The sequence below is a fragment of the Rhizobium sp. PEPV16 genome (assembly GCF_008919455.1).
In the GTDB taxonomy this organism is placed as follows: Bacteria; Pseudomonadota; Alphaproteobacteria; order Rhizobiales; family Rhizobiaceae; genus Rhizobium; species Rhizobium leguminosarum_Q.
The window spans coordinates 14204-40886 of the sequence record NZ_VSZV01000328.1; the positions used below are offsets into that span (position 1 = coordinate 14204).

General features: G+C 61.4%; 26 protein-coding genes, 1 tRNA gene and 1 pseudogene. 16 read left to right on the forward strand and 12 right to left on the reverse strand.

The genetic code is table 11. The features are described from left to right. Window position 1 precedes the first annotated feature (1 nt). Window positions 2–784, reverse strand: coding sequence for a TatD family hydrolase (locus tag FY112_RS22340; protein ID WP_151519303.1), 783 nt, complete (start codon window positions 782–784; stop codon window positions 2–4). Window positions 785–788: 4 nt separating this feature from the next. After that, window positions 789–2339, reverse strand: a complete 1551-nt coding sequence (gene metG / locus FY112_RS22345) for a methionine--tRNA ligase (RefSeq protein WP_151519304.1) — start codon at window positions 2337–2339, stop codon at window positions 789–791. A 235-nt stretch (window positions 2340–2574) separates the two neighbouring features. Between metG and FY112_RS22350 the strand changes: the two genes are divergently transcribed. Beyond that, complete coding sequence (locus tag FY112_RS22350; protein WP_151519305.1) at window positions 2575–3363, forward strand: sulfite exporter TauE/SafE family protein; 789 nt, start codon at window positions 2575–2577, stop codon at window positions 3361–3363. Window positions 3364–3401: 38 nt separating this feature from the next. Here FY112_RS22350 and FY112_RS22355 read toward each other — a convergent pair whose 3' ends face one another. The 4 genes from FY112_RS22355 to FY112_RS22370 form a co-directional block, all read right to left on the reverse strand. Next, window positions 3402–4427 (reverse strand): DNA polymerase III subunit delta', encoded by a 1026-nt coding sequence (locus tag FY112_RS22355; protein WP_151519306.1) that lies wholly within the window; start codon window positions 4425–4427, stop codon window positions 3402–3404. An 8-nt stretch (window positions 4428–4435) separates the two neighbouring features. Continuing rightward, window positions 4436–5116 (reverse strand): dTMP kinase, encoded by a 681-nt coding sequence (gene tmk / locus FY112_RS22360; RefSeq protein ID WP_151519307.1) that lies wholly within the window; start codon window positions 5114–5116, stop codon window positions 4436–4438. Window positions 5117–5247: 131 nt separating this feature from the next. After that, window positions 5248–6441, reverse strand: coding sequence for a D-alanyl-D-alanine carboxypeptidase family protein (locus tag FY112_RS22365; RefSeq protein ID WP_151519308.1), 1194 nt, complete (start codon window positions 6439–6441; stop codon window positions 5248–5250). Window positions 6442–6512: 71 nt separating this feature from the next. After that, a complete protein-coding gene (locus FY112_RS22370; protein WP_131718502.1) occupies window positions 6513–7619 on the reverse strand; it encodes a septal ring lytic transglycosylase RlpA family protein in 1107 nt (368 codons plus the stop codon). A 405-nt stretch (window positions 7620–8024) separates the two neighbouring features. Between FY112_RS22370 and FY112_RS22375 the strand changes: the two genes are divergently transcribed. The 4 genes and pseudogenes from FY112_RS22375 to FY112_RS22390 all read left to right on the forward strand — a co-directional run bounded on the left by FY112_RS22375 (window position 8025) and on the right by FY112_RS22390 (window position 11923). Then, window positions 8025–8237, forward strand: a complete 213-nt coding sequence (locus FY112_RS22375) for a hypothetical protein (RefSeq protein ID WP_131718503.1) — start codon at window positions 8025–8027, stop codon at window positions 8235–8237. A gap of 378 nt (window positions 8238–8615) precedes the next feature. Continuing rightward, window positions 8616–10253: an arylsulfatase gene (locus FY112_RS22380; RefSeq protein WP_151519309.1), complete on the forward strand. Its 1638-nt coding sequence runs from the start codon at window positions 8616–8618 to the stop codon at window positions 10251–10253. A 73-nt stretch (window positions 10254–10326) separates the two neighbouring features. After that, window positions 10327–10850, forward strand: a pseudogene (locus FY112_RS37975) (hypothetical protein). Window positions 10851–10960: 110 nt separating this feature from the next. Continuing rightward, on the forward strand, window positions 10961–11923 hold the full coding sequence (locus tag FY112_RS22390; RefSeq protein ID WP_151519310.1) for a formylglycine-generating enzyme family protein: 963 nt from the start codon (window positions 10961–10963) through the stop codon (window positions 11921–11923). Window positions 11924–12101: 178 nt separating this feature from the next. Here the strand turns inward: FY112_RS22390 and FY112_RS22395 are convergent, their stop codons facing one another. Then, window positions 12102–12428: a GYD domain-containing protein gene (locus FY112_RS22395; RefSeq protein WP_017960518.1), complete on the reverse strand. Its 327-nt coding sequence runs from the start codon at window positions 12426–12428 to the stop codon at window positions 12102–12104. Window positions 12429–12697: 269 nt separating this feature from the next. Between FY112_RS22395 and FY112_RS22400 the strand changes: the two genes are divergently transcribed. Together FY112_RS22400 and FY112_RS22405 are read left to right on the forward strand one after the other, a co-directional pair. Continuing rightward, window positions 12698–12787: transfer RNA gene (locus FY112_RS22400), tRNA-Ser, on the forward strand. A 398-nt stretch (window positions 12788–13185) separates the two neighbouring features. After that, a complete protein-coding gene (locus FY112_RS22405; protein ID WP_131718505.1) occupies window positions 13186–13911 on the forward strand; it encodes a 3-keto-5-aminohexanoate cleavage protein in 726 nt (241 codons plus the stop codon). 345 nt (window positions 13912–14256) lie between these two features. On the opposite strand, the gene FY112_RS22410 is transcribed toward FY112_RS22405, so the two are convergent. Beyond that, a complete protein-coding gene (locus FY112_RS22410; protein ID WP_151519311.1) occupies window positions 14257–15681 on the reverse strand; it encodes an MFS transporter in 1425 nt (474 codons plus the stop codon). A gap of 144 nt (window positions 15682–15825) precedes the next feature. Here FY112_RS22410 and FY112_RS22415 point away from each other — a divergent pair, with 144 nt between their 5' ends. Then, window positions 15826–16722 carry a LysR family transcriptional regulator gene (locus FY112_RS22415; RefSeq protein ID WP_151519312.1) on the forward strand — a complete coding sequence of 299 codons (897 nt, stop codon included), beginning with the start codon at window positions 15826–15828 and terminating at the stop codon, window positions 16720–16722. A 98-nt stretch (window positions 16723–16820) separates the two neighbouring features. Next, complete coding sequence (locus tag FY112_RS22420) at window positions 16821–17042, forward strand: alkylphosphonate utilization protein (protein WP_017960522.1); 222 nt, start codon at window positions 16821–16823, stop codon at window positions 17040–17042. A 52-nt stretch (window positions 17043–17094) separates the two neighbouring features. On the opposite strand, the gene FY112_RS22425 is transcribed toward FY112_RS22420, so the two are convergent. The 3 genes from FY112_RS22425 to FY112_RS22435 form a co-directional block, all read right to left on the reverse strand. Next, entirely contained in the window at window positions 17095–17922 is an 828-nt protein-coding gene (locus tag FY112_RS22425; RefSeq protein WP_151519313.1) for a transglutaminase family protein, read from the reverse strand. A 128-nt stretch (window positions 17923–18050) separates the two neighbouring features. Beyond that, window positions 18051–18923 carry a transglutaminase family protein gene (locus FY112_RS22430; RefSeq protein ID WP_064648131.1) on the reverse strand — a complete coding sequence of 291 codons (873 nt, stop codon included), beginning with the start codon at window positions 18921–18923 and terminating at the stop codon, window positions 18051–18053. 492 nt (window positions 18924–19415) lie between these two features. Continuing rightward, window positions 19416–19571: an entericidin gene (locus FY112_RS22435; RefSeq protein WP_131629926.1), complete on the reverse strand. Its 156-nt coding sequence runs from the start codon at window positions 19569–19571 to the stop codon at window positions 19416–19418. Window positions 19572–19664: 93 nt separating this feature from the next. Here FY112_RS22435 and FY112_RS36895 point away from each other — a divergent pair, with 93 nt between their 5' ends. Both FY112_RS36895 and FY112_RS22440 read left to right on the forward strand, forming a co-directional pair. Next, window positions 19665–19802, forward strand: coding sequence for a hypothetical protein (locus FY112_RS36895; RefSeq protein WP_017960526.1), 138 nt, complete (start codon window positions 19665–19667; stop codon window positions 19800–19802). Window positions 19803–20361: 559 nt separating this feature from the next. Beyond that, window positions 20362–20616 carry a GlsB/YeaQ/YmgE family stress response membrane protein gene (locus FY112_RS22440; protein ID WP_017960528.1) on the forward strand — a complete coding sequence of 85 codons (255 nt, stop codon included), beginning with the start codon at window positions 20362–20364 and terminating at the stop codon, window positions 20614–20616. A gap of 100 nt (window positions 20617–20716) precedes the next feature. On the opposite strand, the gene FY112_RS22445 is transcribed toward FY112_RS22440, so the two are convergent. Beyond that, window positions 20717–20998, reverse strand: a complete 282-nt coding sequence (locus FY112_RS22445) for a hypothetical protein (protein WP_025394620.1) — start codon at window positions 20996–20998, stop codon at window positions 20717–20719. Between the two features lie 219 nt (window positions 20999–21217). Here FY112_RS22445 and FY112_RS22450 point away from each other — a divergent pair, with 219 nt between their 5' ends. The 5 genes from FY112_RS22450 to glp are packed head-to-tail and all read left to right on the forward strand — an operon-like array spanning window position 21218 to window position 26676. Beyond that, window positions 21218–23110 carry a peptidylprolyl isomerase gene (locus FY112_RS22450; protein ID WP_151519314.1) on the forward strand — a complete coding sequence of 631 codons (1893 nt, stop codon included), beginning with the start codon at window positions 21218–21220 and terminating at the stop codon, window positions 23108–23110. Between the two features lie 8 nt (window positions 23111–23118). Further along, window positions 23119–24135: an anthranilate phosphoribosyltransferase gene (gene trpD / locus FY112_RS22455; protein ID WP_151519315.1), complete on the forward strand. Its 1017-nt coding sequence runs from the start codon at window positions 23119–23121 to the stop codon at window positions 24133–24135. A 9-nt stretch (window positions 24136–24144) separates the two neighbouring features. Continuing rightward, window positions 24145–24957, forward strand: coding sequence for an indole-3-glycerol phosphate synthase TrpC (gene trpC, locus FY112_RS22460; protein WP_151519316.1), 813 nt, complete (start codon window positions 24145–24147; stop codon window positions 24955–24957). Between the two features lies 1 nt (window position 24958). Then, complete coding sequence (moaC, locus tag FY112_RS22465; RefSeq protein WP_131619881.1) at window positions 24959–25456, forward strand: cyclic pyranopterin monophosphate synthase MoaC; 498 nt, start codon at window positions 24959–24961, stop codon at window positions 25454–25456. Then, window positions 25453–26676 (forward strand): gephyrin-like molybdotransferase Glp, encoded by a 1224-nt coding sequence (gene glp / locus FY112_RS22470; RefSeq protein ID WP_131644139.1) that lies wholly within the window; start codon window positions 25453–25455, stop codon window positions 26674–26676. The genes moaC and glp overlap by 4 nt, the downstream gene beginning before the upstream one ends. Window positions 26677–26683: the final 7 nt, after the last annotated feature.

The following is a 26683-nucleotide window of genomic DNA, read 5'->3' on the forward strand; positions in this document are numbered from 1 at the left end:
GCTAGATCCTCGGCATCTTCGAGAACAGTCGGAAAGCGTTCTCCGTCGTGATCCGCGCGACCTCTTCGGTGGAAACGCCGATCGTATCGGCGAGCACTTCGGCCGTGTTGACGACATAGGACGGCTCATTGCGCTTGCCGCGCCAGCGCTTCGGCGCCAGATAGGGCGCGTCCGTTTCCACAAGCAGCCGATCATGCCGAACCGTCTTGGCGATCTCGCGCAGTTCTTCCGACTTCGGGAAGGTCAGGATGCCCGAGAAGGAGATATAGCCGCCGAGCGCGACGCCGCTCTTGGCAAGTTCCGGGCCTGCGGAGAAGCAGTGGAGAATGAAAGGGAAGGCCCCCTTCCCGCTTTCCTCGGTCAGGATGTCTGCCATGTCCTCGTCGGCGCTGCGGCTGTGGATGACGAGCGGCAGCTGGGTCTCGCGCGCCGCCGCGATGTGCCGGCGAAAGCCGGTCTGTTGATCCTCAGGTTTCTGTGTGTCGTAGAAATAGTCGAGACCGGCCTCGCCGATCGCCACCACCTTCTCATGGGCATTGGCGAGACGCACCAGTTCATCCGTCTCAATATCCAGCTCTTCGTCGGCATTGTTCGGATGCGTGCCGACCGAGCAGAACACCGAAGGATATTTCTCAGTGATGGCAAGCAGCGTCTCGAGCTTGCGTACCCGCGTCGAGATCGTCACCATCTGCGCGACGCCAGCCTGATGCGCGCGCGCGACGATCTCGTCCCGCTCCGCCTCGAAGTCGGCGAAATCAAGATGGCAATGCGTGTCGATCAGCACGGCCTCAAGCCTCCGGAGCCACGTAGCGCGGGAAGACCGGCGTCGGCGCTTCGAGTGCCGTTCCGGCAACGAGACGGCCGGCTTGCCCAAGAGCGGCGAAGTCGCGCTTGTCTGCAGGTGCTGCGACCAGATCGAGCAGCTTGGCCGAGGATTCCGGCATGAAGGGCTGCAGCAGGATGGCGATCTGGCGCACGACTTCGGCAGTCACATAAAGCACCGTGCCCATGCGCTCGGGATCGGTCTTCTTCAGCGCCCACGGCGCCTGGCCGGCGAAATAACGGTCGGTCTCGGAAACGACCGAAATGATCGAGGCGAGCGCCCGGTGGATCTGCTGCTTGCCCATGTCCTCGCGGGTCGAGGCATGCAGCGCATCGACCTCAGCCAGCATCGCCTTGTCCTCGTCGCTGAGCGCCCCGCATTCCGGGATCTTGCTGGCGCAATTCTTGACGATCATCGACAGCGAGCGGCTGGCCAGATTGCCGATGCCGTTGGCGAGGTCCGAGTTGATACGCGTGCCGATCGCCTCTTCGCTATAGCTGCCGTCCTGGCCGAAGGAGACTTCACGCAGGAAGAAGTAGCGCACCTGGTCGAGGCCGAAATGGTTCACCAGATTGACCGGATCGACGACGTTGCCGAGCGACTTCGACATCTTCTCGCCCTTGTTGAGCAGGAAGCCGTGGGCAAAGACCCGCTTCGGCAGCGGCAGCTTCGCCGACATCAGGAAGGCCGGCCAGTAGACGGCGTGGAAACGGATGATGTCCTTGCCGATGATGTGCACGTCGGCCGGCCAGTATTTCGCCCGCGGACCGTTCCTGTCCTCGATATAGCCTGTCGCGGTGATGTAGTTGGTCAGCGCGTCGACCCAGACATACATAACATGGGCCGGATCGTCCGGCACCTTGATGCCCCAGTCGAAGGTTGTGCGCGAGACCGAGAGGTCCTTAAGGCCCGACTTGACGAAGGAGATCACCTCGTTGCGGCGCTCGGCCGGGCCGATGAAATCAGGGTTTTCCTCGTAATGGGCAAGCAGCTTCTCCTGATATTCGGAGAGCTTGAAGAAATAGCTTGCCTCTTCCACCCACTCGACAGGTGTGCCCTGCGGCCCGTAGCGCACGCCGTCGGCGCGCAGCTCCGTCTCGTTTTCCTGGTAATAGGCCTCGTCGCGCACCGAATACCAGCCGGCATAGCTGTCCTTGTAGATGTCGCCATTGTCGGCCATCAGCTTCCAGATGTTGCGCGACGTCTCGTGATGGCGCTCCTGCGTGGTGCGGATGAAGTCATCGTTCGAAGCGTTGAGCAGCGTCGCCATCGCCTGGAACTCGCCGGAGTTGCGGTCGGCGAGCGCCTGCGCGGTGATGCCCTCGGCGCGCGCCGTCTGCTGCATCTTCTGGCCATGTTCGTCGGTGCCCGTCAGGAAGAACACATCCTTGCCGTCGAGGCGCTGGTAGCGCGCCATCGCATCCGTCGCGATCAGCTCATAGGCATGGCCGATATGCGGCTTGCCGTTAGGGTAGGAAATCGCGGTAGTGATGTAGAAGGGTGTCTTGTCTGTCATGGCGGCCAATGTCCGGCTAACTCTATAAAAATGGTCAGCCGCTCTTAGCGCATGTCACCGTCAAGCGAAACCTCAAGTTTCGCCGCCGTCGATGATTTCCGGGACGATGGGGGCGTGAACTTGACTCAGCTTCTCGCCCAATCTACCCGTCTTGGGAAAGAGGGCAGGACAAGAACGAAGTGCGAGTTTTCATCTACCGGAATGGTCGTGGCCGGGCGTCGTCAGGGGCGCTTGCTTGACATTCGAGCCGCTCTATTCGCTTTCCGGCCTGTTCGTCGGCGCCCTCGTCGGCATCACTGGCGTTGGCGGCGGTTCGCTGATGACGCCCCTGCTGGTACTGCTCTTCGGCATCCATCCCGCCACTGCCGTCGGTACCGATCTTCTCTACGCGGCAATTACCAAGACGGCCGGCACCGCCGTTCACGGCATGCATGGGCGCGTCAACTGGAAGATCGTCGGCAGCCTCGCAGCCGGCAGCCTGCCGGCCGCCCTGCTGATGCTCTGGCTGCTGGCCGGGGTCGATCGCAAAAGCATCGGCGTGACCAACACGATCACCACGGCGCTCGGTTGGCTTCTCGTCATGACCGCGATCATGCTGGTCTTCCGAGGCCCGATCCTCGAACTAGCGCGGCGCGCCATCGGCGATCGAACGCCGCCAAAGCCGACGACCATCCTCGCCCTCACCGTCATTCTCGGGTTCGTTCTCGGCGTCCTCGTCACCTTGACCTCGGTCGGCGCCGGCGCGCTGGGGGTGACGATCCTGCTGGTCCTCTATCCCAGGCTCGATGTGCGCGAGATCGTCGGTTCCGATATCGTCCACGCGGTACCGCTGACCTTGATCGGCGGCATGGGCTATTGGCTGATCGGCGAGATCGACTGGCCGATGCTGCTTGCCCTGTTGATCGGCTCTATCCCCGGTATCATCATCGGCAGCCTTCTGGCGCCGAAGCTGCACGAACGCACCATCCGCATCGTCCTCGCCGTCACGCTTGCTGTCGTCGCATTGAAGCTGTTGACCGGCTGATCAGAGCAGGGTGCCAAAAGTGTCATCGGTGACGCGCTTTAAAGGCCCGGCTGCTTGATATCGGCGAGAATGCTGATGATCGTCTGCTTGCGGTCGAGGTTGTAGCCATCCGAAATGGTGAGCCGCTCGGTGATCTCGGAATAGAGCCGCGCCAGCCGATCCGCTGCGGCGATCTGCCCCTCGCCGGCCGCCGAGCGCGCCCGGTTCATGATGTCGTCGCCGACATGGCTGACGAAGAAATCGAAGATCGTGTCGCTTTCCCGACCCGAAAGCGCGTCGGCCAGCCGATGCATCGCCTTGCGGGCCGTCGGCCCCTCCGCGGAAAGCATCTCGTCATAAGCGGCGATGATCTCGCCGCCGCCGTAGTTCAGGAGTTTCAGTGCCTCGCCGACGCTGCCCTTGGCGGCCGAAAGCACTGCTCCACCCTCGCCCGATATGCCGAGATGAGCAAGGGCCGCGACGAGTTCATCATCGGCAAGCGGCGACAGTTTCAGCGGCAGGCAGCGCGAGCGGATCGTCGGCAGCAGCCGTCCCGGCGCATGCGAGAGCACCAGGAACAGCGCCCGTTTCGGCGGCTCTTCCAGAATCTTCAGGATGGCGTTGGCCGCATTGCGGTTCATGTCGTCGGCCGGATCGATGATGACGATCCGCCAGTTGCCGGTGCCAGATGTCTGCGAGAAGAACTTGCCGGCGCGACGCACCTCGTCGACTGTGATCGCCGATTTCACCTTGCCGGTCTTTTCGTCCACCGGCCGGGCAAGGTGCAGCAGATTATGCGAGGCGCCCGACGCGATCTGCCGGCTGACGGGAGAGGCTGGATCGGGATCGCCGATCGTCTCCGGCGCTGTCTCTGGATCGGAATGCGAGAGCACGTGATTGGCAAAGCGGAAGGCGAGCGTCGCCTTGCCGATGCCCTCCGGCCCCTCGATCAGGATGGCGTGGTGGCCCTTGCCGGACCGATAGGACTGCGCAAGGAAGGCTTCAGCCTCCGCATGTCCGAACAGCCTGGTGTTTTCCCCTGGCCAGATGGCGCCGTCGAGCAGTCCGGGCCTCTCTTCACTCATGATGGGCCTCATTCATGATGAGCGGCTTCCGGCATTCGGGCACGGCCTGCCGGCGACAGCAGCTGTTTGACGATCGCCAGGATCTCGGCGGCGATCGCCTCCTCCGTCTGCATGGCGTCGACGACGTGACAGCGCTCCGGCTCGCGGGCGGCGATATCGAGAAAGGCATCGCGCCGTTTCTCGTGCGTTTCCAGCCGCTCCTTCTCGAAGCGATCGGGACCGTCGGCAGCAGCCCTCTTCTGCGCCCGCTCCAGCCCGACCTTGGCGGGGATGTCGAGGATCACGGTGCAATCCGGCATGACGCCGTTGATGGCGATGCGCTGCAGCGTCTCGATGAAGTCGGGCTCGAGATTGCCGGTGATGCCTTGATAGACGCGGGAGGAATCCATGAAGCGGTCGCAGAGCACGACCTTGCCTGCGGCCAAGGCCGGCCGGATCACCTCTTCGACATGGTCGTTGCGCGCCGCTGCAAAAAGGATCGCCTCCATCCGCGTGCCGAAGGCTTCGGCAGCACCCGACAGCAGCACGTGGCGCACGGCCTCCGCGCCCGGCGATCCGCCCGGTTCGCGCGTCATCAGCACGTCATGACCTTCGCCCTTCAGCGCCTCGGCGAGGCGGCGGATCTGCGTGGATTTCCCAGCGCCTTCCCCGCCTTCAAACGTAACGAACAATCCCGTACTGGATGACAATGACAACTTCCCGCATTCCAGGCGCCGCACGCGCCCCGCTCCTTCTATCTATCCGAAGATATCAGGGAGGAAAACCTTTCGCCGCGGCGACATATTCACCTTTCCCGGCAAATTGTACCAGAAATCGGGCGTCAGACGGGCGCGGGCTTGTCCCAGAGCCAGGAGAAGAACAGCGATTCGCCGAGTTCCAGCATGGCATCGACCGCCCGGCTGCTGAGCGAGCCCTCGCCGACTGCCTGCACCGTATAGAGCGGCACCTCCCTGAGCAGCCGGCTGCCTGCGAAAATCCTGAGCGTTCCCGCCTGGCTATCCGGCTTGACCGGCGCCGTCAGTGGCCAGCGATAGATGATGCGCGCCGACAGCCGGTCGGGATTGCTGATCGGAATATAGACGCTGACCGGCGCCTTGGCGACGAGATCGATGGTGCGCGCCGTGCCGCCATAGACGCTGGCGGCGCCGATCACTTCGTTGTCGCCGAAGATCTGCCGGTTCTCGAAGGCCGTCAGCCCCCATTCGAGTACGCGCTTGGCCTCCTCCGTCCGCTCCTTGTCGGAAGCGATGCCGGCAAGCGCCAGAAACAGCCGCCTGCCGTCGCGTTGAACCGAAGCGACGATCGAATATCCCTCGCCCTCGGTAAAGCCGGTCGCAAGCCCATCGGCGCCGAGATCGAGCCCGAGCAGCGGGTTGCGGTTGCGCTGGAAAATCTTGTTCCACTCGAAATCCGGCTGCGCGAAATAGGGGTAAAGGTTCGGATAGGATTGCTGAAGGGCGGCGGCGAGCGTCACCATCTCGCGTGCCGTCACCTTGCTCTTGCCGTCGGGAAGGCCGGTGGAATTGCCGAACTCCGCCTTCTCCATGCCGAGCTCGCGGGCACGCCGCGTCATCGACCCGGCAAATTGCTGCTCGCTTCCGGCCATGCCCTCGGCGAGGATGATGCAGCTGTCATTGGCGCCCTGGATGGCGACACCCTTGATCAGGTCCTCGACGCGCACGCGTGATTTCAGGCTGGCAAACATCGTTGCCGTCCGCGACGGCGCGCCGCCTGTCCGCCAGGCATATTCGGAAACGGGATATTCGGTGTCGAGCGTGATCTGGCCCTTGGTCACCGCGTCGAAAACGAGATCCATCGTCATCAGCTTGGCGAGCGAAGCCGGCGAAAAGCCCTGATCCTCGTTCTTGGCGAGAAGCACAGTGCCGGTGGTAGCCTCGATCATATAGGCCTGCGCCGCCTTGGTGGCGAAACCGGCGGCACCGCCATCGGCTGCAAAGGCTCCGGTGGCGAACGGCATCAGGCATGCAAGCAGGCGAAGCGCGGGCTTCAGCATCGCAATTTCCACTTATGGAGCGGCGTATGTCGGGAGGTTAGAGCGAGGGGGAATCCGATGCAATGCCATGCTCAGCGCGCGGCGAACTTTGCCTGCTGGCGCTTGGCCGAGGCAAGGATGGACTCTTGGGTCAGCCCGTCATTGCGCACCATCACCGCGTCGAAGGCGAGATCGACGGTCACCGTCTTCACCTCTTCGTTCTGGTAGCCGAGCGCCAGCGAATTCTGGGGCCGCTCGTAAGGCATCGGACCGATCTCCGGCAGCACGACCATCTGGTCCATCGCCTGAGCGCCATTGTTGAAGGACGGCGCTGTTGGCGCGACCAGAACATGGGCAGCCGGTGCCTGAGCGGTTGCTGCGGCGCCTGCCGCATTGTTGTGGGCGCTCGGCGTCGAGCCGGCATAAGAGGTGGCCGACCTCGGCACCGGCACGTTGGCCGGCGTCTCGTAGTCTTCCGAACTCTGCAACTGGTCGCGGGTGATCTTTCGGCTGTTGGAGGCGACCATCACGCCGGTTGCGATCTGGCCTTCTGGGTTGACGCCGGGAATGCGGCTGCCCTTCGGCGCGTAGGAGGCCATCAGATAGGGCATGTCGTGGCCGTCCATGCGGGCGCGGCCGACATATTGCACGCGCACCTTGCCGGTGCCACTGTGCTGCAGATCCAGCATATCGGCCGTCTTGTTGGAAAGATCGATGATGCGGCCTTCGTGATAGGGACCGCGATCATTGACGCGTACGATGACGGAAGAACCACTTTCGAGATTGGTGACGCGCGCATAGCTCGGCAGCGGGAAGGTTGGATGTGCGGCGGAAAGATGCATCTGGTCGTAGACTTCGCCGTTCGCCGTCAGGCGCCCATGAAAGGCAGAGCCATACCAGGAGGCGACGCCGACCTTGTTATAAGCAAAATCTTCCTTCGGATAATACCACTTGCCCTTCACCTCGTAAGCGTTGCCGACGATGTAGCGGCCGCCGCCCTTCGGGATATTGTTGCCGGTGGCGACCCGCGGGCTCGCCTTCACGCCATATTCGGATTCGGAGAAATATTCTTTGCCGTGGGATTTTTTCTTCGGCACCGCCTGCGTCGTGCCGCAAGCCGCAACCGTCGCACACATCGCCGAGATCGCCAGCCACCGTGCTGTCGTTGCGAAAGACGCCGCCCCGTAATCCAGTTTCATATGCCCCACGCCGCTCAAAGATCGTTATGGTTAAAGGAACCCTGCCCCATCCTGGGGCAATAGCGCCTTATTCCCGCCCGCCTAACGAGGCTTTAATCTTGCTAAGTTCGTGGCAAATTTACGAACGATTTCGCAGCGATAGCGACAATTCTAATGATTATGGTTTATAAATCACTAACGAAAACCCTTTCCGCCTGCCCTTCCGCCGCCGCAATGAGGCCCGAATCATCGTGCCGATGCGGGGCATATGGTGAACATCCGGGGCGCTTCCGGACGCCCCCAAAGCGCCATACCGAAACACGGCCGGCGCGTATTTGATATGCCGCAGCGGTGCGGCTCTTCCTTCAGTATGGGAACGAATTGTCCGCCGCGGGCTTTGAAGGTTTAGACCTTTGGAGGATCACCATGAAGCATGAAACCCTGTCGCGGCTCGATACGATCAGCCAGCAGTTGCACGCTCGATCTCGCGCGCTTTCCCAGCCGGATAAAGACAACGACATCGCAATCCTGATGTCGGCCCTCGCCGTGACGATGGAGGCGGTTCGATCCCTCGGCGAGGATATGAACCAGCTCAACGGCCCGAAGGGCCTTGGATCTGACGGAAGCCAGGTTTCTTAAGTCTCCGGTTGTAGGCCACCTCATCATTGCAGTGCCAGCTGAGCTTCTACCATTGAGAGGCCAGCGGTTTTGCTTACGGCGGTGACCCCGGTCGAAATGCGCATAATCTGCGCGGGAGATGCGCGTGGCATTCCAGTAGCAGCCGCGTGGGGCAGATCTGCGTTGGACAATTCCCCGTTAAACTTCCGTTTTGGACCAGGAACTTAGTTTCATCGTGCTCATAACGCAGGCGCAGCAAGCTCAGCCTCCGGCGTCTGATTATCCTCGAACGATATCCATGGCCAAGGCAACTGCCCCTAAGTGCAATAGCGCGGATATTCGAATGCGTTAGGTTGCTTTCTGACGCCAAAATCTCTGTGACAGTTAGGGAGGCATGAGATGAGCGATAAAACGGGAAAGACGGAACTCAATAGTACCCGGCGCCAAATCCTGCTGGGCGGCGGCTCGGCAATCGCATTAGCGGCATTCTGTCCGGTCGCCAGCATTCCGGCGCTTGCCCAGGCAGGAGCAAAGAAGCCGAATATTCTTGTGATCTTCGGCGATGACATCGGCTGGTGGAACACCAGCGCTTACAATCGCGGGCAGATGGGATACCAGACGCCAAATATTGACCGTATCGCCGACGAAGGTGCGATCTTCACCGATCTCTACGCGCAGCAATCCTGCACGGCGGGGCGAGCGGCCTTCATTACTGGCCAGAGCTGTTTTCGCACGGGGCTGCTCAAAGTCGGGCTTCCCGGAGCCAAGGAGGGTCTGTCTGAGAAGGATCCGACGATCGCCGAATTGCTCAAGCCACAAGGATACGTGACCGGCCAATTCGGCAAGAATCATCTCGGTGATCGCAACGAATTTTTGCCGACCGTCCACGGCTTCGATGAGTTCTTCGGCAACCTCTATCACCTCAATGCCGAAGAAGAACCGGAGAACCCTGATTACCCGAAGGATCCACAGTTTCTCGCAAAATTCGGACCGCGTGGCGTGTTGAAATGCAAAGCGAGCGAGACAGACGATCCGACCGAGGATCCGCGTTTCGGAAGAGTAGGCAAGCAGACGATTGAGGATACGGGGCCGCTCACCAGAAAACGCATGGAAACGGCTGACGAGGAATTTCTCGGCGCTGCCAAGGACTTCATCGACCGCAGCGCCAAAGCCGAAAAGCCGTTCTTTTGCTGGTTCAACTCGACCCGGATGCATATCTATACGCATCTTAAAGCGGAGTCGAAAGGCAAAACGGGCCTGGGGATCGTTGCCGACGGCATGGCTGAATTCGACGGTATGGTTGGCCAGCTGCTCGACCAGCTCGACGAACTTGGCATCGCCGAAAACACCATCGTTGTCTGGACGACCGATAACGGTGCGGAGGTGTTTTCCTGGCCTGATGGCGGCACAACGCCGTTTCATGGCGAAAAGAATACCAATTGGGAAGGTGGTTACCGCGTGCCTGGGATGGTGCGCTGGCCGGGCGTTGTCAAACCGGGAACCGAGATCAACGAGATTGTTTCCCACGAGGATTGGCTGCCGACCTTGGTTGCGGCAGCCGGCGAGCCTGACATCGCAGCCAAGCTTCTGACCGGCTATGAAGCGGCCGGCAAGACATTCAACGTGCATCTTGACGGCTACAATCAACGCAAACTGCTTGACGGCACAGGGCCTGGCGCGCGCAAGGAGTATTTTTACTGGACTGATGACGGAAGCCTGGCAGGATTGCGCTACGACCGCTGGAAGCTGGTGTTCATGGAACAACGAGCAGAAGGGTTGGACGTGTGGCAGGATCCTCTGATCACACTGCGATTTCCGAAATTAATTGATCTGCGCGCCGATCCGTTCGAAATTGCCCAGCATGCAGCGGGAGACTATACAAGATGGCGCGTAGAACATGCCTTCGCGCTGGTTCCGGCCCAGGCATACGTGGCCAAACATCTTCAAACCTATGTAAAATATCCGCCCCGCCAGTCGCCGGGCAGCTTCTCGATGGACCATGTGCTTGAGAAACTCCAGCGGGGTGGCGGACAGTGATCAGACGTTGACGAAGGCCAGGATGGCGCCGTTAATGTTCGGCGGCATCCCGACTATGATCGGAAAAAGATCGATGAATGCGAATGAGAACGGACAAGCGACGACTATCCTCCAGCGAGCCAAGCACGAGATAAAGGAGTACGCCTTCCTCTGCGCCTATCTCTATGTCTGCTTCGCGGCAATCCTCCTCTACAAAATGGCCGTCCTCGGTAGTCAGGGTGTGGAATTTCTTGTGTTCGGCATACCCGCGATCAAGGCTCTCATTCTCGGAAAGTTCATCCTGCTCGGTCATACGATCGGCCTCGGAGAGCGGTCCGGCAGTTCGAGACTCGTCGGCGTCGTGGCCTACAAGGGGCACTCTATCTGTCGCTGATCCTCGTCATGTCGCTTGCTGAAGAGTGCGTCGTTGGGTTCCTTCATGGCCGGGCACTCTCGGTTGTGATCGGCGATATAGCCAGTCGGCTGCCCGAGCTCCTGGCCATGAGCGCAATCATGCTGTTGATCTTGATCCCTTACCTGGCATCGAGGGAATTGGGAGTGGCACTCGGCAAAGGAAGGCTTTGGAGTCTGTTTTTCGCACATCGCGAGGTGCAGTAATTGCGGGCGAAGGCCGGCAAAGACGAGTTCTCTTCCAGACGTTGATGACGGCAACCAGCCGGGGTCAATTGCGTGAAGGTCTTTGCGAATAAATGATCAGTGAAGGTCGAATGCAAGGCGAAGCCATGTTGGAACCACCGATTGTGAAAGCGCGTGCGAGCGGTCGTATGTTATGGATCCCCGGCGGCGATTTCCTGATGGGCTCGGATCGCCACTATCGGGAGGAAGCCCCGGCGCACAGGGTTCGTGTCGATGGGTTCTGGGTGGACACATGCCCGGTGACGAACCGGGATTTTTCCGCCTTTGTCGAGGCGACCGGCTATGTCACCACGGCGGAGCGGCCGGCCAACCCGGCTGACTATCCGGGTGCCATCATGGAGATGCTGGCACCATCATCAGTCGTTTTCATCAAGCCAAAATCGCCCGTTGATCTGACGAACCACTACGACTGGTGGAAATATGTGCGCGGAGCAAACTGGCGGCATCCGCGAGGGCCGGCAAGCACGATCAAGGGCTTATTGGAGCACCCGGTCGTCCATGTCACCTTCGACGACGCACAAGCCTATGCGGCCTGGGCCGGCAAGGAACTGCCAACCGAAGCAGAATGGGAGTTTGCCGCACGCGGGGGGCTTGAGGCGGCGGACTACGTATGGGGAGAGGAAATGTTGCCCGGCGGTCGGCATATGGCCAACACCTGGCAGGGCGAGTTTCCCGTCCAAAACAGTCGGGAGGACGGTTTCGAGGGCACATCTCCCGTGGGGAGATTTCCGGCCAACGGCTACGGTTTGTTCGATATGGCCGGCAATGTCTGGGAATGGACGACCGACTGGTATCAAGAGCATGGCATGATCGACAGCCCGTGCTGCACGATCTCGAATCCTGTCGGCGCTGAACTCTCCAACAGCTATGATCCGCGCCAACCGCAGATCAGCATTCCACGCAAAGTCATGAAGGGCGGCTCACATCTTTGCGCGCCCAATTATTGCCGCCGTTACCGGCCGGCCGCACGCATGGCGCAACCCGTCGATACAGCAACTTGCCATCTAGGCTTCCGATGTATTGTCCGCTCATAATGCAACAGCGAGCCGCTGATTTCACTGGCTGAGGGATTCAAATCGGAGATAGACGGCTTCGTCGGCTACAAACGGCTGTGCTGCCCCAATAGGGACACCTGGTTGCCTCCGCCGCAATTCACGGAAAGATGCGCGCGAAGCGCTCATCTCCGACATGATCGGAAGTGGTGTGCCGCACCTACCCTGCCGGTGGACGGTACCGAACCGACTTCGCCTTTTCCAAGGCCGCGATCGTATCCTCGACGCTGAGGAGGACGGTGGTCTCCATAGAGCTGAGCGCGCCTCCTGCGCCGATCGCAAGTGCGACAGCCGCCATCGATACGTTGTCAGGCGCCTCCCACAGATTCCAACCATCATGCTCGCCGAAGGCGTACCAGAAGCCATGGAGCTTTCCGCCCACAGATTCAATGTAACTGCGTGCCGCCTCTCGGCGATCCTCGGGGTTTTCGATCATCCGCGCCCAGGTCTCGGGCGTGTAGCTGAAGCGCGTGAGATACATTGCCATGGTTTGTTTCCTCCGCCAGAACAACACAGTAAACGCTCAAGCCGGGGAGAACGCCAGTCATTTCCAATGAGCGGAACGGGCCTCCTCAGCTCACGCTCGAATTTGTTCTACGTCATGCCAAGGAGGCGGGCAAATGCTGCAGGGCACGTTGACGCTGCTATCAAAGCTGCTAAAACGCCAGCCATCGACTGATTGGGTCGCAAATCGGTAGCAACGACCGGTTCGCAGAAATCGACAAAATGTGGATTTCTCGACCTTTTCAATCAGATGGAAGAGTGTCCGAGTGGTTTAAGGAACCGGTCTTGAAAACCGGCGTGCGGGAAACCGTACCGTGGGTTCGAATCCCACCTCTTCCGCCATATGCCGAAAATTTGCACGAGATCCATCCGTCATCGCAATCGTCGAGAAGGTTGGCCTTCCCTGAGGGCAATAGATGAGTTTCACGCCCCCTCCTTTGCGTTGACTATGAGATGATATACAGGCAGCAACAGGACGCGACTGCCATTAACTTAAGAATGGGGTCGGGCGGCAGATTGACGTCACGTCGCTGCCACGAGATCACGTGGCCGTCCTCTGGTCGGCGTGCGCGCAGCTTGACCCTGCATGAGAGCAGCAGTCGCCCATCTCGACTGATTTGATATTATTGGGGCTCCAACGACAAGGGAAATGATTTTGTCGGCAGCGCCCCTAAGTCTTCAGGTTTCCAATTTGGTATGCCCGGCGTCTTAAGCGGCTCAACAAGCGCGAGGCTCGTTTTATGATCGTTCAAGCTTGCATCAACGGCGCGCGGCCGAGCGATTTTCATCCCCTCCTTCCGCTGACGATCGATGCCATGGTGCGTGATGCCACGGCTTCGGTCGCAGCCGGCGCTGCGGAGCTCCACGTCCATCCGCGCGGAGCCGATGGCAAGGAAAGCCTTGCCGCCGTCGACGACACTGTCGGCGCGATCGGCCGTGTCTGTCCGGGAACGCTGATCGGCGTATCCACCGGCGCCTGGATCGAAGGCAATCGGGAGAAAACGAGGGAGGCCATCCGCCGCTGGTCCGTTCTGCCGGATTATGCCTCGGTGAACCTGTCGGAAGACGATGCGCCCGGTGTCATGCAGCTGCTCCGGCAGAAGGGTGTCGGCATTGAAGTCGGACTGGCATCGGTCGCCGATGCGGAGCGCTACATCGGCCTCGATGATCATGAGCGGGTCTTTCGCGTGCTCATCGAGCTCGATGACGAACAGGATTTGCAGCGCGCATGCGGCATCGCGGACGGCATTATCAAGGTGCTCAGGGATAGCCGGGTCAATCGGCCCATTCTTCTGCACGGTTTCGACGACACCGTCTGGCCCTTCGTCAGGTTGGCGCGCGAGCGGCGCTACTCCACCCGTATCGGCCTGGAAGATGGCAAGCACCTCCCGGATGGGACGATTGCCAACGACAATGCCGCGCTGGTCACTGCGGCCGTCGCGATCTTCCGTGGCCACGCGATCTGATCCCGATATGTCGGCGGCCAGGCGGCAGTTCGGAATCTCTTCGGCGCCATCGGCCGGCATCGTCACGGCGCAGAATGTTTCGAAATAGGGACTCGGCGAAGTCGAGGATTCACCGAGCAGCCCTCACGAGAAGTATAAGTATATCAGGACGCCAATAGAACCCCAGAAGATAACCGGCGTCAGTATCATCCCCGCAACGATGATCTTAGTCACAGTAAAACTCCGAATATCTCCACACATGCCGCGAGAACCTATCGCATTGACCGAGAGTTGCTATGGGCACGAAGTCCGAGATGGAATCGGACCTTGGTCTGAGCTTCGCTCGCGCGGCGACCAGTGCCGGACTCAACTCTCCCCGAGCGCTCGGCGTCGATAAAACCCGGCCGCGATGGCGAGCGCGGCGATAACCAGTGCTGCCGCGACGGCGAAGGTCGTCCGCATGCCTGAGGCAACGGCCTCGGGATGCGCCACTGTGATATCGGGTGTTCCCGAAGAGAACGCGAAGACGGCGCCCATCACGGATGCGCCGGTAATCAGCCCGAGATTGCGCGACAGGTTGAGCATGCCCGAGATGACGCCCCGCTGGTCCGGTCGGACGTCCGCCATGACGGCAGTGTTGTTGGCCGCTTGAAACAGCTGATAGCCGGGTGTCAGCATGGCAATGGCGGCGATGTAGCCTGATATCCCGGGAAGCATGGCCATGGCGACGGAGCCCGCCGCCATGGCGAGGAGCCCCGCGACGACGACGAATGGTGCGTCCAGACGGTCGACCAGGCGACCGGCCGGGACCCCGCTCAAGATGGAGATGACGGGGCCGATCGACATGACGATACCGACGAGCGCTTGATTGAGTCCGAGCGCATGGGAAAGGTAGAACGGCGCCACCACCAGCGTCGCCATCATCACAGTCGACACCAGCGCGTTCATCGCCAGGCTGGCGGTGAGCACGCGATTGCGGAACACCGTCAACTGGATCAGCGGTGATGCCGCTCTCGCCTCGGCGAAGACGAACAAACCGGTGCCGAAGACGGCGGCCGAGAGCAGAGCGATGTTCAGCGGCCCAAAGCGACCGTGCCCGATCGTCATCGCCAGCGCATAGGCCGAAAGCGTCAGCGCAAACAGCAGTGTGCCCGCCATGTCGAAGCCCTTCCGATCCGTCTTCCCCTTACTGATATCGGCGGGCAGATGGCGATAGGCGAGAAAGAAGGTCAGAACGCCGAGCGGCACGTTGACGAGAAAGATTGCCGGCCAGCCAGGCCCGGCGATCAGCACGCCGCCGAGCGAGGGCCCAAGAGCGGTGCCGATCGCTGACATCGTTCCGAGCAGCCCCATGGCGCTCCCGGTTCTTTCCTTCGGCACCGTTTCACCGACAAAGGCCATGGTCAGAGCCATCATGATGGCCGCACCCAGGCCCTGCACAGCGCGCGCGGCAATCATCAGCCATAACGTCGGCGCGACGCCGCAGAGGACCGAGGCCAGCGTGAAGAGCAGGATGCCGATGAGCAGCAGCCGGCGGCGGCCGGTGATGTCGCCGAGCCGTCCGACGCTGACGATCAGGGTGGTGATGGCAAGGAGATAGGCGAGAACGATCCACTGCACGTCCTGGAAGGCCGCATCGAACGCCTGCGCCAGGCTCGGCAGGCCGACATTTGCGATGCTGGTGCCGAGTGACGGCAGCAACATCGAGAGGGAAAGACTGGCAAGCGCCCATCGTACGGAGGGTGCCTGTTCGGCGATGGCCTCGCTTCGCTCTGCAATGATCGATTTCACCCCGTGAACTCCGTTTTCTCTTAGTTCCCCGAATGGAACTGGTGAAAACCTAGTTCTCTGCTTGATATGGCGGAAGGCGCATGCTTTGCACTTAATTCATGCGTCCGACGCCACATCACGATGAAAGCGTGTTATACTTGATGCATGTCGACGCCCGATCTCAACCTTCTTGTCACCCTCGATGTGCTGCTTGCCGAAGGCAGCGTTGCGCGTGCGGCGGAAAGGCTGCGGCTCAGCCCGTCGGCAATGAGCCGGGCCTTGGCGCGATTGCGCGAAACGACGGGCGATCCGCTGCTGGTGCGCGCCGGCCGCGGCCTCGTCCCCACGCCGCGCGCGCTCGAACTGCGCGAGCGGGTCGGCCGGATTGTCGAGGACGCGCAGGCGGTCCTGCGTCCTGCTGAGGCGCTTGACCTTCAACGCTTGGTTCGGACGTTCACGCTGCGCACCAGCGAAGGTTTTGCCGAGAGCTTCGGGCCTGATCTCATCGCCCGCCTCGGCCGGCAAGCGCCCGGTGTGCGGCTGCGCTTCATGCAGAAGCCGGACAAGGACAGCGCCCCGCTTCGCGATGGGACCGTCGATCTGGAAACCGGCGTCGTCGGCGGGACGACCGGGCCGGAGGTGCGGGCGCAGGCCTTGTTCCGCGATCGTTTCGTCGGCGTCGTGCGCTTGGGGCATCCGCTTTGCGAGCGCGAGATGACGCCCTCCCTTTATGCCGCCGGCCAGCACATCTACGTCTCGCGGCGCGGGCTTGATAAGGGACCGATCGATGAAGCCTTGAACGCGCTCGGGCTGGAACGACAGATCGCCACCATCGTCAGCGGTTTTTCCACAGCGCTGCAACTTGCCCGGAACTCCGATCTGATCGCCAGCGTGCCCGAACGGCACACCGAAGCCTTGCGCGCGGGAATGCATAGTTTTCCCCTCCCCGTCCCGACGCCTGAGATCACGGTGTCATTGCTCTGGCACCCCAGGATGGATGCCGATCCCGCGCATCGCTGGCTGCGCGGCTGCGTTCGGGACGCCTGCACGCGAGCTGATTGAGGGCTGTGTAGGATCTGAGGTCAGGCCGATTGATCCGTTCGTATTGACTATCCTGCGTCGCCACGATTTCCCGTCCGGGATCACCAAGCGGGGACATTATGACCGACATCATTGTAAGGGACAGCAACGGAAGCCAGCTTCACGACGGCGATTCCGTGACGCTGATCAAGGACCTCAAGGTCAAGGGAACCTCAGAGACGCTGAAGCGTGGAACGCTGGTCAAGGGCATTCGCCTGACGGACAATCCAGGCGAGATCGAGTGCAGCACCAAGCAGGTCAAAGGCCTCGTGCTGAAAACCGAGTTTTTGAAGAAGGCATAGGATCTGCCTCGCCCGCGATGCTGGTTGTCGATGCATCGTAAGGCCTGCCCAATTAATCGGCTTTCACCGCCTCCTGCGGCACTTCCTCGGTGATCACCTCGAAGCGGGAGAGCGTTGCCGGACCGAAGGCTGTCGACATGGCGACGTCGGTGGCGTCGCGGCCGGTTCCCATCAGGATCCGGCCGATGCGCGGTGTGTTGTGGCGGGCGTCGACCGTATGCCAGTGGCCGCCGAGAAAGACCTCGAACCAGGCGCTGAAATCCATCGGATTGGGATCGATCGGAACGCCGATATCGCCGAGATAACCGGTGCAATATCGTGCCGGGATATTCATGCATCGGCAAAGCGCGATGGCGAGATGGGCAAAGTCACGGCAGACGCCCGTCTTGTCGGTGAAGCCGCCATGCGCGGTCCTGAGCACGTCGGCCTTCAGGTAATCGAAGGTGATGTGGTCATGGACGAAATCGCAGATCGCCTGGACACGCGCCCAGCCGAGCGGCGTCGACGAGAACCTGGCCCAGGCGAAATCTGCAAGCCTGTCGGTGTCGCAATAGCGGCTGCCGAGCAGGAAGACCAGCACATCGTCCGGCAGGTCATTGATTGCGTGCTGGACGGCATCGTCGGGAACGATGTCGGGTTGGCCGCTGTCGTAGATCTCGAATTCCGTGGAGATCGTCGTCAGCCCCGGCGGGGCGACGATCCGGCTGCAGGCATTGCCGAACACATCGGTATAGCCCCAGGCCTCGATCGGCCGGTCGAATGTCAGGGTCTGATCGCTGAGAAGATCGGCGCGACGGGAGGGATGGATATTGAGGACGAGCAGCATCGGCGTCGGCTGCGTGCATTCATAGCCCAGATGAAACCCGGCGCGTATCTTCATTGTCGCTTCCTTGTCGCGTCTCCGCATCGGTGGAGGTGAGTATGGAACGTTGATCGCGCTACCCGGTTCCGTGGCCGCGGAACTGTCGCTGCGCGGCCGGCTCGGAGTCATCCAAGATGACTTCGGAGTTACCTCGTGGTGACGTTGACCTGCACCGTCATGCTGTCGAAATCCTTCCCATCCCCATCATAGCTGCCGCTCAACGGGACTGCCTGGCGCGGATCGCGGGCAACCGCGACACGAATGAGATCGCGGTTGCCGACGATGCCGTTGGTCGGATCGAACTCCGTCCAGCCGGCGCCTGGAAGATAGATCTGGCACCATGCATGCGTGGAACCGCCGCCGAGCACGGTCGAACCGTCCCGGTCGGGAACATAGACATAGCCCGTGACGAACCGCGCCGCGAGGCCGAGGATGCGTGCCGCCTCCATCATCAGAAGCGCAAAGTCCCGGCAGGTGCCGGAGCGAAGCTGCAGGGTCTGCACCGGCGTCTGCGTGCCATGTTCATGGCGCCGCGCATAAACGAAGCTTTCGCGGATGGCGTAACAGAGCGTCATCAGAAGATGCCCGGTCTCCGTCGGACGCCCCTGGCGGACGAACTGGCGCGCCCAGCGTCCGACCTCGTCGTTCGGGTCGGGGTAATGGCGCTGCATCGCCGGCGTCAGATCGGCGATCTCGTCCTTGTCGTAGGAGAATGGATAGGTCAGGGCCGCGTCGTCGACCTTGAGATCCAGGGCGACCTGGGGCGTATGATCGAGCGTGATCCAGGTTTCGAAACGAAGTTCGGACGCCGGCCTCGAAAAATCGACGAGCGCCACGCAATTGCCGAAAACATCATGGATCCAGCGCACATGACTTTCCTCAGGATAGATCGTCAACGACGCCTCCATCAGCCGCTGGTCGAAACTGTCGCGCGGCCGGAACATCAAACGATGCTCGCCGAAATCGACGTCCCTGACGTAACGATAGGACGTGATGTGGCGGACGGAGAAAATCGTCATAAGCCGCCATCGAATCTGTTCAATTTTCTGCTCCAAGGCGGAAATGCCGCCTCTCTTCTGCGGAAGCGCCCTGCCGGCTTTCCCGCTCATCCCGATTTCTTGTCATATAAGCACGTTCGAAAGATTGCTATTGTATCTTCACCGATCGACGGCAGGGCCGTCCAACCTAAGAGGATAACATGCATATCATCTGGGACGTTCTGACGCTTCTGCTGACAATCGGCTCGCTCTATGGCGGTCGCGAATACCGGATTATTCGCGCTCGTGCCCGCGCTCAGAACTGGGGCAACTTCTGATTCGATCCGGATATCTCCGATTCGATTCCGAATCATGGCCGCATCGGTCGTTGCCGGTCGCCGTTACGTCGAATGACGTAAAGTCATGCGCTTAAGAAAATGCTGTATTAGTTGAGGCGGAGTCTATCCGTCCATTCTCCCTGTTAGTCCTAAGCCCGCCTCACCCCAGGCGGGCTTTTTTATTCCATCGCCTGCATCACTTCTTGGCGCCGGCCGAAAGCACCCGATGTGTCGCATTGTCCATGGCGTGGCTCGCTTCCTGGCCATCCTTCTTCAACCCGTATGCGGTATTGCCGCAGCCGGAAAGTGTCAGCAGGCAGATACAGGCGATGGCGATTGCAGCACTTGGCATCAATTGTTGTCCCCGAATGAAAAGGTGATCAAGGGAAGATGACGCATTCTTCGCCAAAATCAATCCGCAGGCGATGAGCGCGCAACGCGCGACATGGAACTCGGTGACGACACAGGCGTTTACGGGAGCCATCTAACCGGGGTTAACAACATGGACTACCAGATTGCCTTCGCCGCGACGGTCGCAACAGCGTCCTTCCTCGTCTTCATGCTGATCGTCCACCGGACCTGATTCCCCCGCGCCAAACGGATTGGCCCTAAGGCGCGCGATCACTGAAACCGGTGCTGACCGCGTTCCGCGGCATCATTGTTTGCGATCCGGAGAGATGGCAACATCAGTTTCCGCCTCGACAGCAAGGCGGAAAATGGAAGGTCTGAAGGGTCTAGATCGTAGATGATCCGTCAACAACACGGGAAAAGTGCAAAACAAAAATTTCAACATCCGCAAGTATTTTTACGCACTTCGATGTACTTAATTTTAATTAATTGCCAAGCTTAACTATCCGTTAACAATATTGTTGCGCTCCGTCCGCTTCCGCTTATGCTTTTTACGCAAAAGGGGAGAGGAAAGATGTTTAGCAAGAGCCTGATTATGCCTTTGGGCTTCGCCATGCTCGCCATTGCTGGCCTATTGTTTCAGATTATCGCCCACGCACTGCACTCTCCGGTCACCCTGCTGCAGCCGTGAGTCACGTAAGTTGCTGAACCCGCAAGCAATCTCAGTAACTGGGAGTGGAACTTCCTTTCATTTCGTGCATTCTGTGACTCGTTTTGCCAGGAGGGAGATAACCATGGAAGACGCAGGCGTGGGTTGGATTGCAGCCATCATTATCGGCGGTGTCGCCGGATGGCTGGCGGAAAAGGCCATGCGCAGCAGCATGAGCCTGCTCATGAACATATTGCTCGGCATCATCGGCGCTATTGTCGCCAACTGGGTCCTGGGTCTGTTGAACATCCAGCCGCTCGCCGGTTGGCTGGGTTATCTGATCACCGGGTTCGTCGGTGCCTGCATCTTGATCGCGATCGGGCGTGTCATCCGTCGCTGACTGGGTCGCGATAGCTGGCCTCAGGCGCCTTGCCGGTGGTCGGAAATATTAAAAGCCGGGCGTTCATGGCGTCCGGCTTTTCCTTACCCCGAATTCCCGTTCAGCGACGGCTGAGCAGGCCGAACACGTAGGCAATGCCTGCCGTCACGGCGAGTGCCACGAGCGGTTCTTCGCGTACCTTGTCGCGCAGCCGTTCCGTCATCAGCGAAGCCTCGTCGGTCACCGCCGACTTCGCCCCCTGCCCCAGCGCGACCACGCTTTCCGTCAGCCGGGAGAGATCGTTGCGAAGGGCTGCGACCTGCGCCGACAGATCGTCTGCTGCAATATCAGCCTTGACGCGCGCAGCGGTGGATTCGGCGGAAGCGGTTTTCAATTCTGCCATGGTCTGCTCCTGTTTCATGGGATGCCGCTTCAACGAAATGGCGGCCCGAAAGGTTCCGCCGCAACCGATCTTTTGTTCGCCGCAAAGCCGCCACGGCTGAGCGGCCGCCTTGTGCAGCTTTTCGCGCGACAAACCCTTCATTTCCTGTCGGCTTTGTTTTAAGGAACGTCGAATGTCCGCCCGCGCGCGGGTTAATGATACTGCGAGGTTTGCGTTTCTATGTTCCATATCCTGAGAAGAGCTGCTCAGACCTGGGTTGCCAAGCTGCTCCTGCTTCTGCTCGTCGCGTCCTTCGGCGTCTGGGGCGTGTCGCATGAGCTGCTGTCAGGCGGCAACAGCACCACGGTCGTGACCGTCGGCGATCAGCATGTGGACGTCAACGAATTCCACCTCGCCTATCAGCGCCAGGTGGCAAGCCTCAGCCAGCAGTTCGGCACGCGCCTCACCCCCGAGCAGGCCCGCGCCTTCGGCGTCGAGCAGCAGGTGCTCGCCCAGCTCGTCGCCGGCGCCTCGCTCGACCAGCTCGCCGAAGACATGAACCTCGGCCTTTCCGAAGATCGCCTCGCCCAGCTGATAGCTGACGATCCGGCTTTCAAGGCCGTCAATGGCAGATTCGACCGCGAGCTCTTCATCTCGCGCCTGCAAAATGCCGGCATCCGCCAGGACGACTACATCAAGGAGCGCAGCAAGGTCGCTGTCCGCAGCCAGGTGGTCGATGCCATCTCCAACGGCTTCACCGCACCGAAGACGCTGGTCGACGCCCTGAAGCTCTATGGTGACGAAAGCCGCAGTATCGAATACCTGCTGCTCACCAATGCCAATATCGAGCCGATCAAGGCACCGGCCGACGACGTGCTGGCGACGTGGTTCGAAGGTGTCAAGCAGCGCTACCGGGCGCCCGAATACCGCAAGCTCGTCTATCTCAAGCTGCAGCCTGGCGATATTGCCGATGCCGCGACCGTCACCGACGACCAGATCCACGAAGCCTTCGACAAGAGCAAGGATACCTATCGCACGCCCGAAAGCCGCACCATCGAACAGCTGACCTTCGCTAGCAAGGATCTCGCCGCTGCCGCCGAAACGGCGCTGAAGAGCGGCACCAGCTTCGACCAGCTGGTCTCCGACCAGGGCAAGACGGCAAGCGATGTGCTGCTCGGCGAGTTCACCAAGGACAAGGTCCCCGATCAGGCCGTTGCCGATGCGGCCTTCGCGGTTTCGCGCGATGGCGGCACGACGCCTGTCGTCGATGGCTCCTTCGGCGCCGTCATCCTGCGCGTCACCAACATCAAGTCGGAGACGGCGAAGAATTTCGACGAGGTGAAGGAGGATATCCGCAAGCAGCTGGCGCTCTCCAACGCCTCCCAGGAAGTGATCAACGTTCACGACCGCATCGAGGACCTGCGCGCTGGCGGTTCGACGCTCGAGGATATTGCCGGCCAGTTGAATCTCAAGGCCGTGACTGTCGATGCCGTCGATATGACCGGCGCCGACAAGGATGGCCAAGAGGTCAAGGATATCCCAGCCAGGCAGCAGCTGCTCGGCGAAGCCTTCAAGACCGAGGTTGGCGTCGATGCGCCGCCGCTGCCGATCGGCAATGACGGCTATGTCTGGTTCAACGTCCGCGAAATCACGCCGGACCGTGACCGCCCGGTTGCCGAAGTGCGCGAAAAGGCCGTCGAGGACTGGACGGCGGAGCAGCAGAAGGCCGAGCTCGCCAAGAAGGCCGATGCATTGAAGGCCGAGGCGAAGAAAGGCACGGCCCTTGCCGATATCGCAACGCCGCTCGGCATTGCCGTCGAAAGCAAGAGCGGTGTCACCCGCTCCACCGATGATGCAGTCCTCGGCCGCGCCGGCGTCACCGCCGCCTTCTCGGGTCCGGTCGACACCGTCGCGAGTGCTGTCGGCGCCGATCCCTCGACGCAGATCCTGCTGAAGGTCACCGAGGTCAACACCCAGCCGACCGGCGACGTGCTGAACAACCGCGATGCCCAGATCACCGCCATGGCCAATGCCGCCGGCGACGATATTCTCGATCAGATGGTCAACCTGCTGCAGACGCAGTACGGGGCGCAGATCAACCAGACGCTCGCTGAAAAGGCGACGGTCCGCTAGGAGATTTTATGACCGATCTGAAGCCGTTCCTGGCCAAGGCCGCAAGCCGCGAGCCGCTGACGCGTGACGAGGCCCGCGCCGCCTTCGACATCCTGATGTCGGGCCAGGCGACGCCCTCGCAGATCGGCGGCTTCCTGATGGCGCTGCGCGTGCGCGGCGAAACCGTCGATGAGATCGTCGGCGCGGTCACCGCGATGCGCTCGAAAATGCTGACCGTCGAGGCGCCGGCCGATGCGATCGACATCGTCGGCACCGGCGGCGATGCCAGCGGCACCTACAATATCTCGACGCTGGCGGCGCTGATCGTCGCCGGCGCCGGTGTTCCCGTCGCCAAGCACGGCAACCGGGCGCTGAGTTCGAAATCGGGCGCAGCCGACAACCTGGCGGCACTCGGCGTCAAGCTCGACGTCGGTCCCGAGATCATCTCCCGCTGCATTGCCGAAGCCGGCGTCGGCTTCATGTTCGCGCAGCTGCATCATTCCGCCATGCGCCATGTCGGCCCCTCAAGGGTTGAGCTCGGCACGCGGACGATCTTCAACCTGCTCGGGCCGCTCTCCAGTCCGGCCGGCGTCCGCCGCCAGCTGCTCGGCGTCTTCTCGCCGCAATGGCTGGTGCCGCTTGCCGAAGTCATGCGCGATCTCGGCTCCGAATGCGTCTGGGTGGTCCATGGCGACGGCCTCGACGAGATCACCACCACCGGCATCACACAAGTCGCGGCCCTCGAAGACGGCAAGATCCGTACCTTCGAGCTTTCGCCCGCCGATTTCGGCGTCAGCCCTTGCGTGCTCGCCGACATCAAGGGCGGTGACGGTGTCGCCAATGCCGCGGCCCTTCGCGAAGTGCTCGGCGGCGCCAAGAATGCCTATCGCGATGTCTCGCTCGCCAATGCCGCCGCCTCGCTCGTCATCGCCGGCAAGGTCGCAACGATCCGCGACGGCATGACGCTGGCCACGCAGTCGCTGGATAGCGGTGCGACCGCGCTCGCCCTCGACAAACTCATCGCCGTTTCCAACGATATCGATTAGGATTGTTCGATGACCGATATCCTGAAGAAGATCGAACTCTACAAGCGCGAGGAGATCGCCGCTGCCAAGGCGGCAGTGTCGCTTGCCGATCTGAAGGCGATGCAGGCCGGCCAGTCCGCGCCGCGCGGCTTCCACAAGGCGCTCATTGCCAAGCGTGATGCCGGCCGCTTCGGCCTGATCGCCGAGATCAAGAAGGCAAGCCCCTCGAAGGGTCTCATTCGCCCGGATTTCGATCCGCCGTCGCTGGCGAGTGCCTATGAGGCCGGCGGTGCCGCCTGCCTTTCGGTGCTAACCGACAGGCCGAGCTTTCAGGGCGCGCCGGAATTTCTGACAGCCGCCCGCACTGCCTGCACGCTGCCGGCGCTGCGCAAGGATTTCATGTTCGAGACCTATCAGGTACACGAGGCCCGCGCCTGGGGCGCCGATTGCATCCTCTTGATCATGGCCTCGCTGTCCGACGATGAAGCCGAACGCCTGCAGGACGAGGCCTTCGGCCTCGGCATGGACGTGCTGGTCGAGGTCCACGACGCCGAGGAGATGGAGCGGGCGCTAAAACTCTCCTCACCGCTCATCGGCATCAACAACCGCAATCTGCGCACCTTCGAGGTCAGCCTCGGCGTCAGCGAGGCGCTTGCCCCCATGGTGCCTGACGACCGGCTGCTGGTCGGCGAAAGCGGCATCTTCACCCATGCCGATTGCAAGCGCCTGCAGGCCGTTGACATCAATACCTTCCTTGTCGGCGAAAGCCTGATGCGCAAGGAGGACGTCGCCGCCGCCACCCGCGCGCTGCTCTTTGGCGAAGCCGCCATCGCGGCCGAATGATATGAGCGGCCAAAAGCCAGGCCTCACGCATATCGGTGCCTCCGGCGAGGCGCATATGGTCGATGTCTCCGACAAGGCCGAGACGGTGCGCATCGCCACTGCCGAGGGCCATGTGAAGATGGCGCCGGAAACGCTTGCTCTCATCCGCCAAGGCGATGCCAAGAAGGGTGATGTGATCGGCACGGCGCGCCTTGCCGGCATCATGGCGGCAAAACGCACCGCCGATCTCATCCCGCTCTGCCATCCGCTGATGCTGACGAAGGTCACGGTCGAGATCGAGGAAGATACCGCCCTGCCCGGCCTGCGCGTTACGGCAACCGCCAAGCTCACCGGCAAAACCGGTGTGGAGATGGAGGCGTTGACCGCCGTCTCGATCGCTTGTCTGACGATCTACGACATGGCCAAGGCGGCCGATAAGGCAATGGAGATCGCCGGCATCAGACTTCTTGAAAAGTCCGGCGGAAAATCCGGCGATTTCCGTCATCCGGAGGCAAGATGAATCTTCTCCCGGTCGCCGAGGCGCTGAACCGCTTGCTCTCTCGCGCAAGGCCCGTCGTGGCGTCCGAGACGCTGCCGCTTGCCGAGGCTGAGGGCCGCGTCCTGGCCGTCGATCTGACCGCCGGCCTCACCCAGCCACCCTTCAATGCCTCCGCCATGGATGGCTATGCACTGCGCCGTGAAGACGCGCCGGAGCCGGGCGCCGAGCTGAAAGTCATCGGCACCTCTTCCGCCGGCCACGGCTTCGAGGGAAGCGTCGGCCAGGGCGAGGCCGTCCGTATCTTCACCGGCGCGCCTGTTCCGCCAGGCGCTGATAGCGTCCTGCTGCAGGAGGATGCCGAGAAGATCGAGGGCGGCATCCGAACCAATTTCCCTGTGCGGCAGGGCCAGCATGTGCGGCCCTGCGGCCAGGATTTCGTCGAAGGCGAAGCGGTGCTGTCGGCCGGCGCCGTGCTCGATTTCTCGCGGCTGACGGTTGCTGCCGGCATGAACCGGCCAGATGTAGAAGTGCTGCGGCGCCCGCTGATCGCCATCCTCGCGACCGGCGACGAACTGCTGCCGCCCGGAAGCACGCCCGGCCCTTCGCAGATCATCGCATCCAATACGTTTGGTATTGCAGCCCTTGCCCGCAAAGCCGGCGCCGATGTGCTGGATCTCGGCATCGTGCCTGACGACAAGGCCAAGATCACCGCGGCGATCGACACAGCGCGGGACGCCAAGGTCGATGTGATCGTCACGCTTGGCGGCGCTTCAGTCGGCGACCATGATCTGGTGCAGGCCACGCTGATCGAGGCCGGCATGCAGCTCGATTTCTGGCGCATCGCCATGCGCCCCGGCAAACCGCTGATGGTCGGCAGCTTTGGCGAGACGCATGCGCTCGGCCTGCCCGGCAATCCGGTCTCCAGCCTCGTCTGTTCGCTGCTCTTCCTGGAGCCGCTGATCCGCAAGCTCGCCTCCCTGCCACCGGTGCAGCGCGAGGTAACGGTAGAGGCAGCCGTCACGCTGCGTGCCAACGACCACCGGCAGGACTATATCAGGGCGAAACTTTCGAGATCCGCCGCCGGCCACTGGCTCGCCGAACCCTTCGGCAAGCAGGATTCCTCGATGATGAAGGTCTTCGCCGAAGCCGACTGTCTCGTCATCCGCCCGCCGCATGCACCGGAGCTGCCGGCCGGAGCGCCCTGCCCGGTCATGCTGTTGCGGCCGGACCTTCTGACATAATCCGACG